The organism is Rhizobium sp. PRIMUS64, from assembly GCF_023006465.1.
Classification (GTDB): Bacteria; Pseudomonadota; Alphaproteobacteria; order Rhizobiales; family Rhizobiaceae; genus Rhizobium; species Rhizobium leguminosarum.
This window is the reverse complement of record NZ_JALBGX010000013.1, coordinates 13,497-27,126: the sequence shown is the minus strand read 5'-3', so window position 1 is coordinate 27,126 and position 13,630 is coordinate 13,497. Positions and strand designations below refer to the sequence as shown.

Here is a 13,630-nt window from a genome sequence, read left to right as displayed (position 1 = left end):
CGCGCCGGGCACAGTTTTTAGCCGCAGTTTTTGGCTTCACGATGAAAGGCCGCTCGACTATGGTCGCGCCAAAAAGGAAGGCCCGATGAACCTGAATACACCCGCATTTTCAAGCTTCACCCGTGATGGATTGCAGCTCGCTTTCTTTGATGAGGGCGATCCGGCCGGCGTGCCGGTGTTGTTGATCCACGGCTTTGCCTCGACTGCAAACGTCAACTGGGTCCATCCGGGCTGGCTGAAGACGCTCGGCGATGCCGGCTACCGGGTGATCGCCATGGACAATCGCGGCCACGGGGCAAGCGACAAGCCGCACCATGCCGAAGCCTATCGTCCATGGGTCATGGCCGGTGATGCGATCGCCTTGCTGGATCATCTGGGCATCCCAGAAGCCAATGTGATGGGCTATTCGATGGGCGCGCGCATTTCCGTATTTGCCGCACTTGCCAATCCGCATCGCGTCCGTTCGCTGGTTCTTGGTGGCCTCGGCATCGGCATGACCGACGGTGTCGGCGACTGGGACCCGATCGCCGATGCGCTGCTGGCGCCCTCGCTGGACGCGGTGACCCATGCCCGCGGCCGCATGTTCCGCGCCTTCGCCGAGCAGACGAAGAGCGACCGGGTCGCTCTTGCGGATTGCATCCGCGGTTCGCGCGATCTCGTCGCCCGTTCTGATATGGCCAAGCTCGACATGCCGACGCTGATCGGCGTCGGCACGAAGGATGATATCGCCGGCTCGCCGCAGGAATTGGCGGCGCTGATGCAGAATGCCGAAGCGCTCGATATTCCGGGCCGCGATCATATGCTCGCCGTCGGCGACAGGGTTTTCAAGCAGGCGGTGCTGGCCTTCTATGCAAGGGTCGCCCATCGCTAACAACATCGTGATGCCGAAAAACCATGCTAAAAAACCATGGCGACGGCACCCATTTATGTTATTGGCGTTTTCCTCTATATATTGGCATTCCGAAAACGGCATTCCGGCTGGCAGCGAGGAGAGCGGCGATGGTCGCAAAGACTGACATTCGTGCTTTTGACACAGGCCATCCGCTGAAGGTGATGGATCCCATCTGGGACAGCCTGCGTGAGGAAGCCCGTCTCGCCGCCGAACGGGACCCGGTTCTCGCCGCCTTCCTCTATTCTACGGTGATCAACTACCATTCGCTCGAGGAATGCGTCATCCACCGCATCTGCGAACGTCTCGATCACCCCGACATGCAGGCGAACCTGCTGCGCCAGACCTTCGAGGAAATGCTCCTCGACTGGCCTGACTGGAGCTCCATCCTGCGCGTCGATATCCAGGCGATCTATGACCGCGATCCCGCATGCCTGCGCTTCATGGAGGCGGTGCTTTATTTCAAGGGCTTCCATGCGCTGCAGACACATCGTCTGGCCCATTGGCTGCTGAACCGCGGCCGGCGCGATTTTGCGCTCTATCTGCAAAGCCGCTCCTCCAGCGTCTTCCAGACCGACATCAATCCGGCCGCCCGTATCGGCAAGGGCATCTTCCTCGACCACGCCACCGGCCTCGTCGTTGGCGAGACGGCCGTCATCGGCGACAACGTCTCGATCCTGCACGGCGTCACACTCGGCGGTACCGGCAAGGAGGGCGCCGACCGCCATCCGAAGATCGGCTCCGGCGTCATGATCGGCGCCGGTGCCAAGATCCTCGGCAATATCGAGATCGGCTATTGCTCGCGCGTCGCCGCCGGCTCCGTCGTCTTGAAGGCAGTGCCGCCCAAAAAGACAGTCGCGGGTGTGCCGGCCAAGGTCGTTGGTGAGGCCGGTTGTTCTGAGCCGTCGCGCAATATGGACCAGGTGATCGGCGCCGATATCTGAGCGCCCGTTGGAAACAAGGATAGGAAAAGTCGGCGGGATCCGAGCGGGGAGAGCCATGAGCAAACGGCAACCTTGCCTTTACACCGCTGCATTTCCTGTGCAAGAAGCGGCCAATCAAGACCGCTTACGGAGATGACAGAGTGAAGCCAGAAGAAATCAAGAAGCTCGACGCCTATTTCAAGCGCATGTTCAATCCGCAGATGATCGTCAAGGCGCGTCCACGCAAGGATGATTCTGCGGAAGTCTATCTCGGCGAAGAATTTCTGGGTGTCGTCTATATCGATGACGAGGACGGCGACCGCTCCTACAACTTCTCGATGGCGATCCTCGACGTCGATCTCTGATCGCGCTCGAAAGCTTCAAAAGGACCGAACGGCGCGATCCGTTCGGTCCTTTTTTCGTTTTTTCGATTCGGAACGAGAATTTTTTCAAAACTTCCGGTTGTGGCATTCTGATATATTTTAGCAAAATCAGTTAAAGACGTACGTGCCCCGGCGCGCGGGCTTTGTTATATAATTGTAATGCAACTCATGGATGTTTTGCGGCGCACAAGACTACTTGACTATTTGTGCATTGCAGCTACCCTGCCGCCATCAACAGCCCAACGGAGGATGGCTCATGTTCAACTTTGAAGACGCCAACAAGAAGAGCAAGGAAGCCGTCGACACGGCCCTGAAAACCTATTCGGACACGACCAAGGGCTTTCAGGCAATCGCCGCAGAAGCCACTGAATATTCGAAGAAATCCTTTCAGGACGCGGTGACGCATTTCGAAACGCTGGCCGGCGTCAAGAGCTTTGAGGCTGCCTTCGAGCTGCAGACGAGCTACGTCAAGGCGTATTTTGAAGGCTTCGTCTCCGAGACGACGAAGCTCGGTGAGATGTATGCCGATCTCGCCAAATCAGCCTACAAGCCCTATGAAGCGCCGATCGCCGCTGCCGTCGTCAAGACCGCCAAGTCGGTGTCGGCGGCGACGCCTGCTGCTGCATGAACTGATTTCAAAAGGCGCAACCTGCGCTACATATTGAAAAAAGAAGACCGGCTACGCATCTGTAGCCGGTCTTTTTGTTTCCACTTTCGCTGCAGCGCCCGCATGGGATCGGCCGGGGACTTTTTTGGTCTTTCCCGTGCATGCCGGCCATTTCTTGATTGCAGTGTCTGACAGGGGGCTTAAAATCAGCCTATTATGAACTAAGTTAGTGTTTCAGATATTCGGCGGGAAAAGCACCCTCCCATGCTCCGCTGGATTGCTTGAGGAATAAATGACAATGATCGCAAAGCCGATCCGGATGCAGAACGACAGCGAAAGGAACGGGGACAACGCAAATCGAACCTCGGTCATCACGCGCACCAAGCCGAAGACCAAGAAGCCCAATCTTTATCGTGTGCTGCTTTTGAATGACGACTACACTCCCATGGAATTCGTCATCCATATTCTGGAGCGTTTTTTTCAGAAGGATCGTGAAAGTGCCACCCGCATCATGCTCCATGTCCATAACCACGGCGTCGGCGAATGCGGAATATTCACATACGAGGTAGCGGAAACGAAGGTCAGCCAGGTGATGGACTTCGCCCGGCAGCACCAGCATCCGCTGCAATGCGTCATGGAAAAGAAGTGAGGATCTGAACGTGCCAACATTTTCGCCTAGTTTAGAGAAGGCGCTCCATCAGGCACTGACCTTTGCCAACGAGCGGCACCACGAATATGCGACGCTCGAGCATCTGCTGCTTGCCCTGATCGACGATGCCGATGCGGCCGCGGTCATGGGTGCCTGCAATGTCGATCTCGACGCGCTGCGCAAGACGCTCGTCGAATATGTCGATAACGAACTTTCCAACCTGATCACCGGTTATGACGAGGATTCGAAGCCGACCTCCGGCTTCCAGCGCGTCATCCAGCGTGCCGTCATCCACGTGCAATCGTCCGGTCGCGAAGAGGTGACCGGCGCCAACGTGCTCGTCGCGATCTTCGCCGAGCGCGAGAGCCACGCCGCTTATTTCCTGCAGGAGCAGGAGATGACCCGCTACGATGCCGTCAACTACATCTCCCACGGCATCGGCAAGCGCCCGGGCGTTTCCGAAGCGCGTCCCCCGCGCGGCGCCGAAGACGAAGCCGAAAGCAGCAAGCCGACGGCGCGCGGCGGCGAGGAAGAGGGCGGCCCCAAGAAGCAGCAAGATGCGCTCAAGGCCTATTGCGTCAATCTCAACGAGAAGGCCAAGGGCGGTAAGATCGATCCGCTGATCGGCCGTCACGCCGAGGTGAGCCGCACGATCCAGATCCTGTGCCGCCGTTCGAAGAACAATCCGCTCTATGTCGGTGATCCCGGCGTCGGCAAGACGGCGATCGCCGAAGGCCTTGCCAAGCGCATCGTCGAAGGCAAGGTTCCGGAAGCGCTCGCCGATGCGACGATCTTCTCGCTCGACATGGGCACGCTCCTGGCCGGCACGCGCTACCGCGGCGATTTCGAGGAGCGCCTGAAGCAGGTCGTCAAGGAACTGGAAGAATATCCGGGCGCCGTGCTCTTCATCGACGAGATCCACACGGTGATCGGCGCCGGCGCCACATCGGGCGGCGCAATGGATGCGTCGAACCTCCTGAAGCCGGCCCTGTCATCGGGCGCGATTCGCTGCATCGGTTCGACCACCTACAAGGAATACCGCCAGTTCTTCGAGAAGGACCGGGCGCTGGTCCGTCGTTTCCAGAAGATCGACGTCAGCGAGCCGTCGATCGATGATGCGATCGAGATCATGAAGGGCTTGAAGCCCTATTTCGAAGAGTATCACCACCTGCGTTATTCGAACGACGCCATCAAGTCGGCCGTCGAACTGTCGGCCCGCTACATCTCCGACCGCAAGCTGCCCGACAAGGCGATCGACGTGATCGACGAAACCGGTGCGGCCCAGATGCTGCTGCCGCCGTCCAAGCGCCGCAAGCTGATCACCGAAAAGGAGATCGAGGCGACGGTCGCCACGATGGCGCGCATTCCGCCGAAGACCGTCTCCAAGGACGACGAGGCCGTGCTCGCCAATCTCGAGCAGGAACTGCGTTCGGTGGTCTATGGCCAGGATATCGCGATCGAAGCCCTTTCGACCTCGATCAAGCTGGCGCGTGCTGGTCTTCGCGAGCCGAACAAGCCGATCGGCGCCTATGTCTTCTCCGGTCCGACCGGCGTTGGCAAGACCGAGGTGGCAAAGCAGCTGGCATCGTCGCTCGGCGTCGAACTCCTGCGCTTCGACATGTCGGAATATATGGAGCGGCACACGGTTTCGCGTCTGCTCGGGGCGCCTCCCGGCTATGTCGGCTTCGACCAGGGCGGCCTTCTCACAGATGGCGTCGACCAGCACCCGCATTGCGTGGTCCTGCTCGACGAAATCGAGAAGGCGCATCCCGACATCTACAATATCCTGCTGCAGGTCATGGACCACGGCACGCTGACCGACCACAACGGCAAGAAGATCGACTTCCGCAACGTCATCCTGATCATGACGACCAATGCGGGTGCATCCGAAATGGCCAAGGCGGCGATCGGCTTCGGTTCGTCCAAGCGCACCGGCGAGGACGAGGAAGCGCTGACCCGCCTGTTCACGCCGGAATTCCGCAACCGTCTCGACGCGATCATTCCTTTCGCGGCGTTGCCGACGGCCGTCATCCACAAGGTCGTGCAGAAGTTCATCATGCAGCTGGAGGCCCAACTTTCCGAAAGGAACGTCACCTTCGACCTGCATGAGGATGCGATCGCCTGGCTGGCGGAAAAGGGTTACGACGAGAAGATGGGCGCCCGCCCGCTTGCTCGCGTCATTCAGGATACGATCAAGAAGCCGCTCGCCAACGAAATCCTCTTTGGCAAGCTGAAGAAGGGCGGCGTCGTCAACGTCACTGTCGGCCCGAAGGAAGATGGCAAACCCGGCATCGTGCTGGAAGCCATTTCGGAAACGGCGCCGATCAAGCCGAAGCCCGAAGCCGAGGTCGTGCATCCCGAAGGCGATGATGGGGATGACGGCGAGCTGAAGACGAAGGCGGCCCGCAAGACCCGCGCCAAGGCGGTGCCGCAGGCCGAGCCTGAGGTCCGCGACGCCCCGAAGAAGGGAAGCGCGGTTCCGAAGGTTCCACGCAAGAAGTAAGATACCGTCACCGAATTGGAAAAGGCCGCGTTCTCCGCGGCCTTTTTCGTTTTCTGAACCCTGCATCACCATTCCTCAGAGCGCCTAGTGTAGTCGATCGCGAGAAAGTCGGCGACCTCGGGCACCCAGCGGTCACGCACGAAGGTGACAGGGGATGTGCATTGTAGGTGTCGTAGCCAGCCTGCTGCATAATTCCCTAAACTGGATCGATTTAAGGATAAAACTAAAGACTCAACAGGTTAGCGAGTTGACGCGCTATGTAGACGTCGGCGAACATCGGCAGGTGCAATATCGAAACCGGTGGCACTGACACCACTCCAGTTGATACCGACTCTCAGGTTATCCTGCTCCAAACCTTGCAGCCAACGATCAAGAAACACCTTCACTGGCAGCTTGTGCGGAGTGAACCCCCGATAAGCGGGCACTTGATCAATAATGCGTCGAGCCCGAATTTCTGACGACCAGAACGGCATGGCCGCTTCATTTGACTGGTTTGTCGACGTTGGGAAGCCTGCTTCGTCACGAATAGTCCATACGAACCCACTCTGTGTGACTTCATTGAAAAATGCGTGGGTGTGGGCTGCCGCAAGGCTCATAGGACTACCTAGGTGAGTAAATGAAGATATCTGTGTCGGTTTGAGCGGCCATCAAAGCGCGCCATCCCGCGCTCGCCGAGGCGAGAATGGCACGCTTTGCGAACTGGTCACGAAGCACCTTCATTTCCAGCACTAGATCCAGAAAATCACCGTTTTAAGCAAGGATAGGCTGTCAGTTTGAGTCCGCCCTCGCGTGACATCGCGGGTGACCCTACGCCAGCGCGGCCCTGATCTTTTCGGCATTGGCGGCAAGCACGGCACTGTCCTCCATCTTGCCGGAATGCGGCTTGAGGGCCGTGCCCTCATGCCGCGGGATGACGTGGAAATGCAGATGGAACACCGTTTGCCCGGCGGCCGGTTCGTTGAACTGGGCGATGAACACGCCATCGGCGTCGAAGACGTCCTTGACCGCATTGGCGACCTTCTGGACGACTGATATCGCATGGGTGAGGGTGGCTGGATCGGCATCGAGGAGATTGCGGGACGGCGCCTTGGGAAGGACGAGCACATGGCCCGGTGCCTGCGGCATCACATCCATGAAGGCGATGGTATGCTCGTCCTCGTAAACCCGGTGCGAGGGGATTTCGCCGCGGAGGATCTTGGCGAAGATGTTGTTGTCGTCATAAGCGGCCGGGCTGGTCATCACGAAATCTCCTCGTTTTTCACAGCGCCGTGCGTCTTTTCAAACGCGCAAAGGACGCTGTAGCACTTTGAATTGCTGCATAGTTTTATCCTTAAATCGATTCCAATTTAAGGAATATGCGTCGTTGAGCGGGTAGCGCGGCCGGTGCGGCGTCAATCCTCCTGCAGACGTTCACCCTTGCGGAAAGGACTGTGCTCGGTCAGCAATTCGCTCATCTGTTCGACATCGGCGCGCTCGCGCGCGAGATAGTCGCCGATCGCCCGGCGAAGGCCGGCATGAGCGACATAATGGGCGGAATGCGTCGTCACCGGCAGATAGCCGCGGGCGAGCTTGTGTTCGCCTTGCGCTCCGGCCTCGACCCTTTTCAACCCTTTCGAAAGGGCGAAGTCGATCGCCTGGTGATAGCAGACCTCGAAATGCAGGAAGGGATGGTCCTCGATGCAGCCCCAGTGACGGCCGTAGAGCGTATCGCCGCCGATGAAGTTGATCGCGCCGGCGATATAGCGCCCGTCGCGCTTGGCCATGACGAGCAGGATGTCGTCGGCCATGCGCTCGCCAATCAGCGAGTAGAACTTACGGGTGAGGTAGGGCCGGCCCCACTTGCGCCCGCCAGTATCCATATAGAATTTGAAGAACTGGTCCCAGATGCGTTCCGTCAGGTCGCGGCCGGTCAGCCAGTCGATGCCGATACCGTTTTCGAGGGCGGCGCGGCGCTCCTTGCGCAACGCCTTGCGTTTGCGCGAGGCAAGCGTTTCGAGAAATTCCTCGTGATTGGCATAGCCGTCATTGATGAAATGGAACTGCTGGTCGGTGCGATGCAGATAGCCGTCCATCTCGAAGACGCCGATCTCTTCGTCCGGCACGAAGGTGATGTGGGCCGAGGAGATGCCGAGCCGCCGCACCACCTCCTTCAGGCTTTCGGCGATCGCGCTCTGGATCGGTAGCCGTTGCAGCCCCTCGGCGACAAGAAGACGCGGGCCTGTCGCCGGGGTGAACGGGATCGAGCACTGAAGTTTCGGATAATAACGCCCGCCGGCCCGCTCGAAGGCGTCGGCCCAGCCGTGGTCGAAGACATATTCGCCCTGGCTGTGGTTCTTGAGATAGCCGGGCAGGGCGCCGATCAACTCGCCGCGATCGGTCTCGAGCAGCAGATGGTGGCCGAGCCATCCCGTCTCTGCGTCGGCCGAGCCGGATTCCTCCAGCGACGATAGAAAAGCGTGTGAAACGAAAGGGTTGTAGGCAATCGTAGCGCAGGTCTTCGACGCTCCGGAAAGCTTGGCCCAGCTCTCCGGGGAAATCGCGGTAAAGGAGCGTTCGACGCGAATGGATAGTTCGTCAGTCATCGGACAAATGCGAAGCCTGTGGGAGGATGGTTTCGGCTCTGTCTCAGTCTGCGCATGATCTTGGCCAAAAAGCGAGCGTCAAGCAGCCACACGCGGATCGAAGCCTTCGAAGGTCATCTGGTCTGCGTTTGCGAATGTAAGCCGGCGCGCCGCTTCGTCACGCACCGTCCATGTGATGACAGGAATGCCCTTTTCGCGTTCGCTGGTGATAAAGGCGTTCGGCAGATCGCCATAATGATAGGAGATGAAATCGAGACCGATCTCCATCGCCTTCGCATGCGTCTTGAACGCCTCCGGCGTGTTGCCGTCGGCCGTCAGCCCGAGCGGGTAGGGTGCGCCAAGCGCCTTCAGATCGCGCAGCAGCCAGTGGTCAAAACTCATCAGCGCCACCTTGCCCTCATAGCCTTCGAGCACCTCGAGCACGGCTTCGGCGAAACCTTCGTCATCGGTCTCCCGCCCCTTGAGCTCTAGAACCAGCGGCACCTTGCCCTTGACGAGATCGAGGAGCTGGCGCAGCGTCGGCACCTTGTCGCTGGTGCCGCCGATGGCGATCAGTCCGAGTTCCCGGGAGGTGCGCTCGCGGATGTCGCCGTGGAGGTTGCACAGGCGCTGCAGGTCCTCGTCATGAAAGATGACCGGTACGCCGTCGGAGGCGTAGTGCAGGTCGCATTCGATCGCAAACCCCGCTTCGACGGCGCGCGAGAAGGCGGAAAGCGTGTTTTCCCAGACATGCGTGTTGAGATCGTGATAGCCGCGATGGGCGACCGGCAGGTCCCTGATCCAGGCAACATTGGTCATTCTGCGATTTCCATGATAGCGTCTATCTCGACGGCGGCATTCAGCGGCAAGGCCGCCATGCCGACAGCGGCACGCGCATGTTTGCCGGCTTCGCCAAGCACGCCGGCAATCAGGTTCGAAGCGCCGTTGATGACGAGATGCTGCTCGACGAACTCGGGCGCCGAGGCGACGAAGCCGTTCAGCTTGATGACGCGCCGGATACGGCCGAGATCGCCGCCAAGTGCCGCCTTTGCCTGGGCAAGGATGTTGATGGCGCAGAGTTCTGCGCCGCGCTGGCCCGTTGCAACGTCGACGGTCTTGCCGAGATGGCCCGAGACAGTGACCTTGCCGCCTTCGAGCGGCAGCTGGCCGGAGATGTAGAGAAGATTGCCGCTGATGACATAGGGTACGTAATTTGCAGCAGGTGCTGCGGCTTGGGGCAGGGTTATCCCCATCTCAATCAGGCGCGCTGCAATTTCATCGGACATTTTCGTCTCCGCTTTTGTTGTCAATTCTTCAAAAATTATGCATCAAGACGAGAATCTTTAATATGACAGTTTCGAGCCTCGATTTGGCCGAAAGCGTTCTTATAACATCGCGACCGAGTCCAACAGGAGTTAATGAATGTTCCGATCGAGTCTTGTCGCTCTGCTTCTCGCCAGCGTTTCCGCCAATGCATGGGCGGCTGCGCCCGCGGTTAGCGCTGCGATCGCGACCGGCCTCGTCGCACATCGCGCGGTCTACGATCTGGAACTGAAGGACGCCTCGGACCGCTCCGGCATCGCCGGCATGTATGGTCGCATGGTCTATGAGTTCGACGGCAGCTATTGCCAGGGCTTCACCACCAATTTCCGCTTCGTGACACAGATCGACACCGGCGACAGCGTGCGTGTCAGCGACCAGCAGACGAAGACCTTCGAGAACCTGAAGGACGGCAAGTTCACCTTCGACACCAAATCCTTCACCGACGAGCAGCTCGACAAGGAGGTCAACGGGGCGGCGCAGGACCAGCCGGATGGTGTCAAGGTCGATCTCAAGCAGCCGGCGAACCGTGAACTGCAGCTTGCTGAAAGCCGTTTTCCCACTGAACATATGCTCGATGTGATCCAGCACGCCAAGGACGGCAAGCGCTTCTTCGAGGCGCGCGTCTTCGACGGTTCCGATGACGGCGACAAGTCGCTGGCGACGACGACGATCGTCGGCAAGCAGGAGACGCCGATCGCCGAGGAAGCCGATGCCGGCAATGCCGGCGCCTTCTCGAAGACGGCCTTCTGGCCGGTGACGATCGCCTATTTCAACGAGAATGCGAAATCCGATGCTTTGCCGGTCTACCGCATGTCTTTCAAGCTCTATGAGAACGGCATCACCCGCGACCTGACGATGGATTACGGCGATTTCGTCCTGACCGGCAAGCTCGCCAAGCTGGAGCTGCTCGACCGCAAGGCCGAGGTTTGCAAGTAGGCGACGAGCTCTCGCCTGTCATAAAACTGTATCATAAAATTCACTATGGTTCGGCGATCAGCGATGACTGAGTCGCCGTCTGTCGTCCTGCTTTTCGGGTCGGTGCGATCCTGGCGGGCAAGCATTGCGATGACGTCTATCTGCTAGACCGCGTAGACCACTACGCATCGCAAGCTTGAAAGCCCGAACCATGGCCGATACCGATCTCGCGACTGTTCAAAATGCCGCCCCGCCGGTTGTTGTCGCCGATCCAGCGGAAATTGCCCGCATCTCTGATAGCATCGATATCACCGACCGTGCCGGCATCTCGGTCTATGGTGACCGCGCCCAGCAGACAGTCAGCGACTATGCCGACGGGATCCTGCGCGAAGTCCGCAACAAGGACCTTGGCGATGTCGGCCGCCTGCTGACCGACATCATCCTCAAATCGAAGAGCCTCGATCCGTCATCATTGAAGGATAAGGGTTTCCTCAGCCGCATGTTTCTCTCGGCCAAGGCCCGGCTCGAACGCTTCAAGGCGGAGTTCGAAGACGTGGCCGGCCAGATCGACCGGATCGGCCTGGAACTCGACCGCCACAAGGATACGCTGAGGCGCGACATCGCGCTGCTCGACGACCTGCATGAGGAAACCCGGCAATCGATCATGCGGCTCGAGGCCTATGTCCAGGCCGGCAAGATTTTCGCCGAGCGTTTTCGGAGCGTCGATCTGCCGAGGCTGAAGGCGCAAGCCGAGGCGGCAGCAACAGGCCCCGGCGGCGGCATGCTGGAGGCGCAGACCTATCAGGACAGCCTGCAGGCGCTCGACCGTCTGGAGAAGCGGGTCTTCTACCTGCAGCAGGCCCGCCAGCTCGGTATCCAGCAATTGCCGCAGATCCGCATCGTTCAGGCGGGCGACGAAACGCTGATCGAGAACCTGCAGGCGACTTCGGCGCTGACGGTGCCGGCCTGGAAGCAGAAGATGGTGATCCTGCTCGGCCTGACGCGGCAGAAATCGGCGCTCGACCTGCAGAAGGCGGTGACCGACGCCACCAACGACATGATCCGCCAGGCATCCGAGATGATGAAGGATCAGGCGATCGCCATCGAGCAACAATCGCAGCGCGGCATCGTCGATATCGACACGCTCGCCAAGGCGAACAGGGATCTGATCGACACGATATCAGGCGTGCTGCAGGTTCAGGAAGAGGGCCGGCGGAAGCGGGCGCTCGCCGAGCAGCAGATGGAGCAGATGACGATCGAACTCAAGAAGGCGATGACCCAGGCGTGATCGGCAAGGTGACGATGCGAGCACTGCTTTCAGGCCTGGCACTTCTTGCCGCTCTGCCTCTTGCCGGCTGCAATCCCTTCGGTCAGGGGCCGGATTTCTCGATCGTATCGGGATCGGAGAATACCGTTCTGCAGCCGATCGTCGAGGAATTCTGCAAGCAGAAGAACGCCACCTGCACCTTCAAATATGAAGGCACGCTCGATATCGGCCTGGCGTTGCAGAGCGACCAGGGCGTCGCGCAGGATGCGGTTTGGCCGGCCTCCAGCGTCTGGGTCGACATGTTCGACACCAAGCGCCGCGTCAAGAGCCTGACCTCGATCGCTCAGACGCCGGTGGTCTTGGGCGTGCGTAGGTCGAAGGCACAGCAGCTCGGCTGGATCGGCAAGGATGTCTTCATGAAAGACATTCTTGCTGCCGTCGAGAGCGGATCGTTGAAGTTCCTCATGACCTCGGCGACACAATCCAATTCGGGCGCCAGCGCCTATCTCGCCATGCTGTCGAGTGCGCTCGGCAACAAGCCGGTAATCGAACCCGGCGACCTCGACGACAGACACGTCCAGGAGAGCGTCCGGTCGCTGCTTTCGGGTGTCGTGCGCTCTTCCGGCTCCTCAGGCTGGCTTGCCGATCTCTATGTCGAATCCGCCGGCAAGGGCACGGTCTATGATGCGATGTGGAATTACGAGGCGGTGCTGAAGGAAACCAACGACAAGCTCGCGGCCCTGTCGCAGGAACCGCTTTACGCCATCTATCCGGCCGATGGTGTGGCCATGGCGGATTCGCCGATCGGTTTCGTCGATCATGGCCGCGGGCCAGAAGTCCAGACCTTCTTCAACGATCTGCTCGCCTATCTGAGCTCGGCCCCGGTGCAGCAGCGCATCGCCGATACGGGCCGGCGCATTCCGCTGTCCGGTGTTGCCGCAAAACCGGACGCAAGCTGGAATTTCGATCCCGCCCGGCTCGTGACGGCAATCCGCATGCCGGAGGCGGGCGTCATCCGCCAGGCGCTCACCCTTTATCAGGCCGCACTGCGCAAGCCGTCGCTGACCGCGCTCTGCCTCGATTTTTCCGGCTCGATGCAGGGCGACGGCGAGGACCAGCTGCAGAAGGCAATGCGTTTCCTGTTGACACCAGACGAGGCGAGCAGGGTGCTGGTGCAATGGTCGCCCGCCGACCAGATCATCGTCATTCCCTTCGACGGCGGCGTGCGCAATACCTTCATGGCGAGTGGAAACCCGTTGGAGCAGGAAGGGCTGCTGAACGAGATTTCCAGGCAGAAGGCTGATGGCGGCACCAACATGTATGCCTGCGCCGAACGGGCACTGCAGCAGATTGCCCGAACCGACAGGCTCTCGACTTATCTGCCTGCCATCGTCATCATGACCGACGGCAAGTCCGACGATCAAAGCCAGGCCTTCGCTAGAGAATGGAACGCGATGGAGCCGCATGTGCCGATCTTCGGCATCACATTCGGCGACGCCGACAAGACCCAGCTCGACAGCCTCGCCAAGCTGACCTCAGCGCGCGTGTTCGACGGCGGTTCGGATCTCGCCACCGCCTTCCGCACGGCGCGAGGCTACAATTAGGACAGG

General features: G+C 59.7%; 14 protein-coding genes. 9 read left to right on the top strand and 5 right to left on the bottom strand.

Annotation, left to right across the window (positions count from 1 at the left end; translation table 11 throughout):
* Positions 1–85: 85 nt before the first annotated feature.
* The 6 genes from MOV76_RS07870 (at position 86) to clpA (ending at position 5,954) form a co-directional block, all read left to right on the top strand.
* On the top strand, positions 86–871 hold the full coding sequence (locus MOV76_RS07870; RefSeq protein WP_247264250.1) for an alpha/beta fold hydrolase: 786 nt from the start codon (positions 86–88) through the stop codon (positions 869–871).
* Positions 872–999: 128 nt separating this feature from the next.
* Positions 1,000–1,833, top strand: a complete 834-nt coding sequence (gene cysE / locus MOV76_RS07865) for a serine O-acetyltransferase (RefSeq protein ID WP_003539276.1) — start codon at positions 1,000–1,002, stop codon at positions 1,831–1,833.
* Positions 1,834–1,973: 140 nt separating this feature from the next.
* On the top strand, positions 1,974–2,177 hold the full coding sequence (locus tag MOV76_RS07860) for a DUF3126 family protein (protein WP_003539277.1): 204 nt from the start codon (positions 1,974–1,976) through the stop codon (positions 2,175–2,177).
* A 274-nt stretch (positions 2,178–2,451) separates the two neighbouring features.
* On the top strand, positions 2,452–2,823 hold the full coding sequence (locus MOV76_RS07855; RefSeq protein ID WP_047621678.1) for a phasin family protein: 372 nt from the start codon (positions 2,452–2,454) through the stop codon (positions 2,821–2,823).
* 277 nt (positions 2,824–3,100) lie between these two features.
* On the top strand, positions 3,101–3,451 hold the full coding sequence (gene clpS / locus MOV76_RS07850; RefSeq protein WP_017988219.1) for an ATP-dependent Clp protease adapter ClpS: 351 nt from the start codon (positions 3,101–3,103) through the stop codon (positions 3,449–3,451).
* Between the two features lie 10 nt (positions 3,452–3,461).
* A complete protein-coding gene (gene clpA, locus MOV76_RS07845; protein ID WP_018241881.1) occupies positions 3,462–5,954 on the top strand; it encodes an ATP-dependent Clp protease ATP-binding subunit ClpA in 2,493 nt (830 codons plus the stop codon).
* 239 nt (positions 5,955–6,193) lie between these two features.
* Here clpA and MOV76_RS07840 read toward each other — a convergent pair whose 3' ends face one another.
* From MOV76_RS07840 to MOV76_RS07820, 5 genes are all read right to left on the bottom strand, one after another.
* Entirely contained in the window at positions 6,194–6,550 is a 357-nt protein-coding gene (locus MOV76_RS07840; protein ID WP_081624632.1) for a DUF2750 domain-containing protein, read from the bottom strand.
* Positions 6,551–6,761: 211 nt separating this feature from the next.
* Entirely contained in the window at positions 6,762–7,193 is a 432-nt protein-coding gene (locus tag MOV76_RS07835) for an HIT family protein (protein WP_247264249.1), read from the bottom strand.
* 152 nt (positions 7,194–7,345) lie between these two features.
* Positions 7,346–8,536, bottom strand: a complete 1,191-nt coding sequence (locus MOV76_RS07830) for a GNAT family N-acetyltransferase (RefSeq protein ID WP_247264248.1) — start codon at positions 8,534–8,536, stop codon at positions 7,346–7,348.
* Between the two features lie 78 nt (positions 8,537–8,614).
* Positions 8,615–9,334 (bottom strand): glycerophosphodiester phosphodiesterase, encoded by a 720-nt coding sequence (locus MOV76_RS07825; RefSeq protein WP_247264247.1) that lies wholly within the window; start codon positions 9,332–9,334, stop codon positions 8,615–8,617.
* The gene (locus MOV76_RS07820) at positions 9,331–9,801 is read right to left on the bottom strand and encodes a RidA family protein (protein ID WP_130716330.1); all 471 of its coding nucleotides are present in this window, start codon (positions 9,799–9,801) and stop codon (positions 9,331–9,333) included. The genes MOV76_RS07825 and MOV76_RS07820 overlap by 4 nt, the downstream gene beginning before the upstream one ends.
* A 136-nt stretch (positions 9,802–9,937) precedes the next feature.
* On the opposite strand from MOV76_RS07820, the gene MOV76_RS07815 reads away from it, so the two are divergent.
* From MOV76_RS07815 to MOV76_RS07805, 3 genes are all read left to right on the top strand, one after another.
* The gene (locus MOV76_RS07815) at positions 9,938–10,774 is read left to right on the top strand and encodes a cell envelope integrity EipB family protein (RefSeq protein WP_018241886.1); all 837 of its coding nucleotides are present in this window, start codon (positions 9,938–9,940) and stop codon (positions 10,772–10,774) included.
* 190 nt (positions 10,775–10,964) lie between these two features.
* Positions 10,965–12,041: a toxic anion resistance protein gene (locus MOV76_RS07810; RefSeq protein ID WP_247264246.1), complete on the top strand. Its 1,077-nt coding sequence runs from the start codon at positions 10,965–10,967 to the stop codon at positions 12,039–12,041.
* 14 nt (positions 12,042–12,055) lie between these two features.
* Positions 12,056–13,624, top strand: a complete 1,569-nt coding sequence (locus MOV76_RS07805; protein ID WP_247264302.1) for a substrate-binding domain-containing protein — start codon at positions 12,056–12,058, stop codon at positions 13,622–13,624.
* The last annotated feature ends 6 nt before the right edge of the window (positions 13,625–13,630 follow it).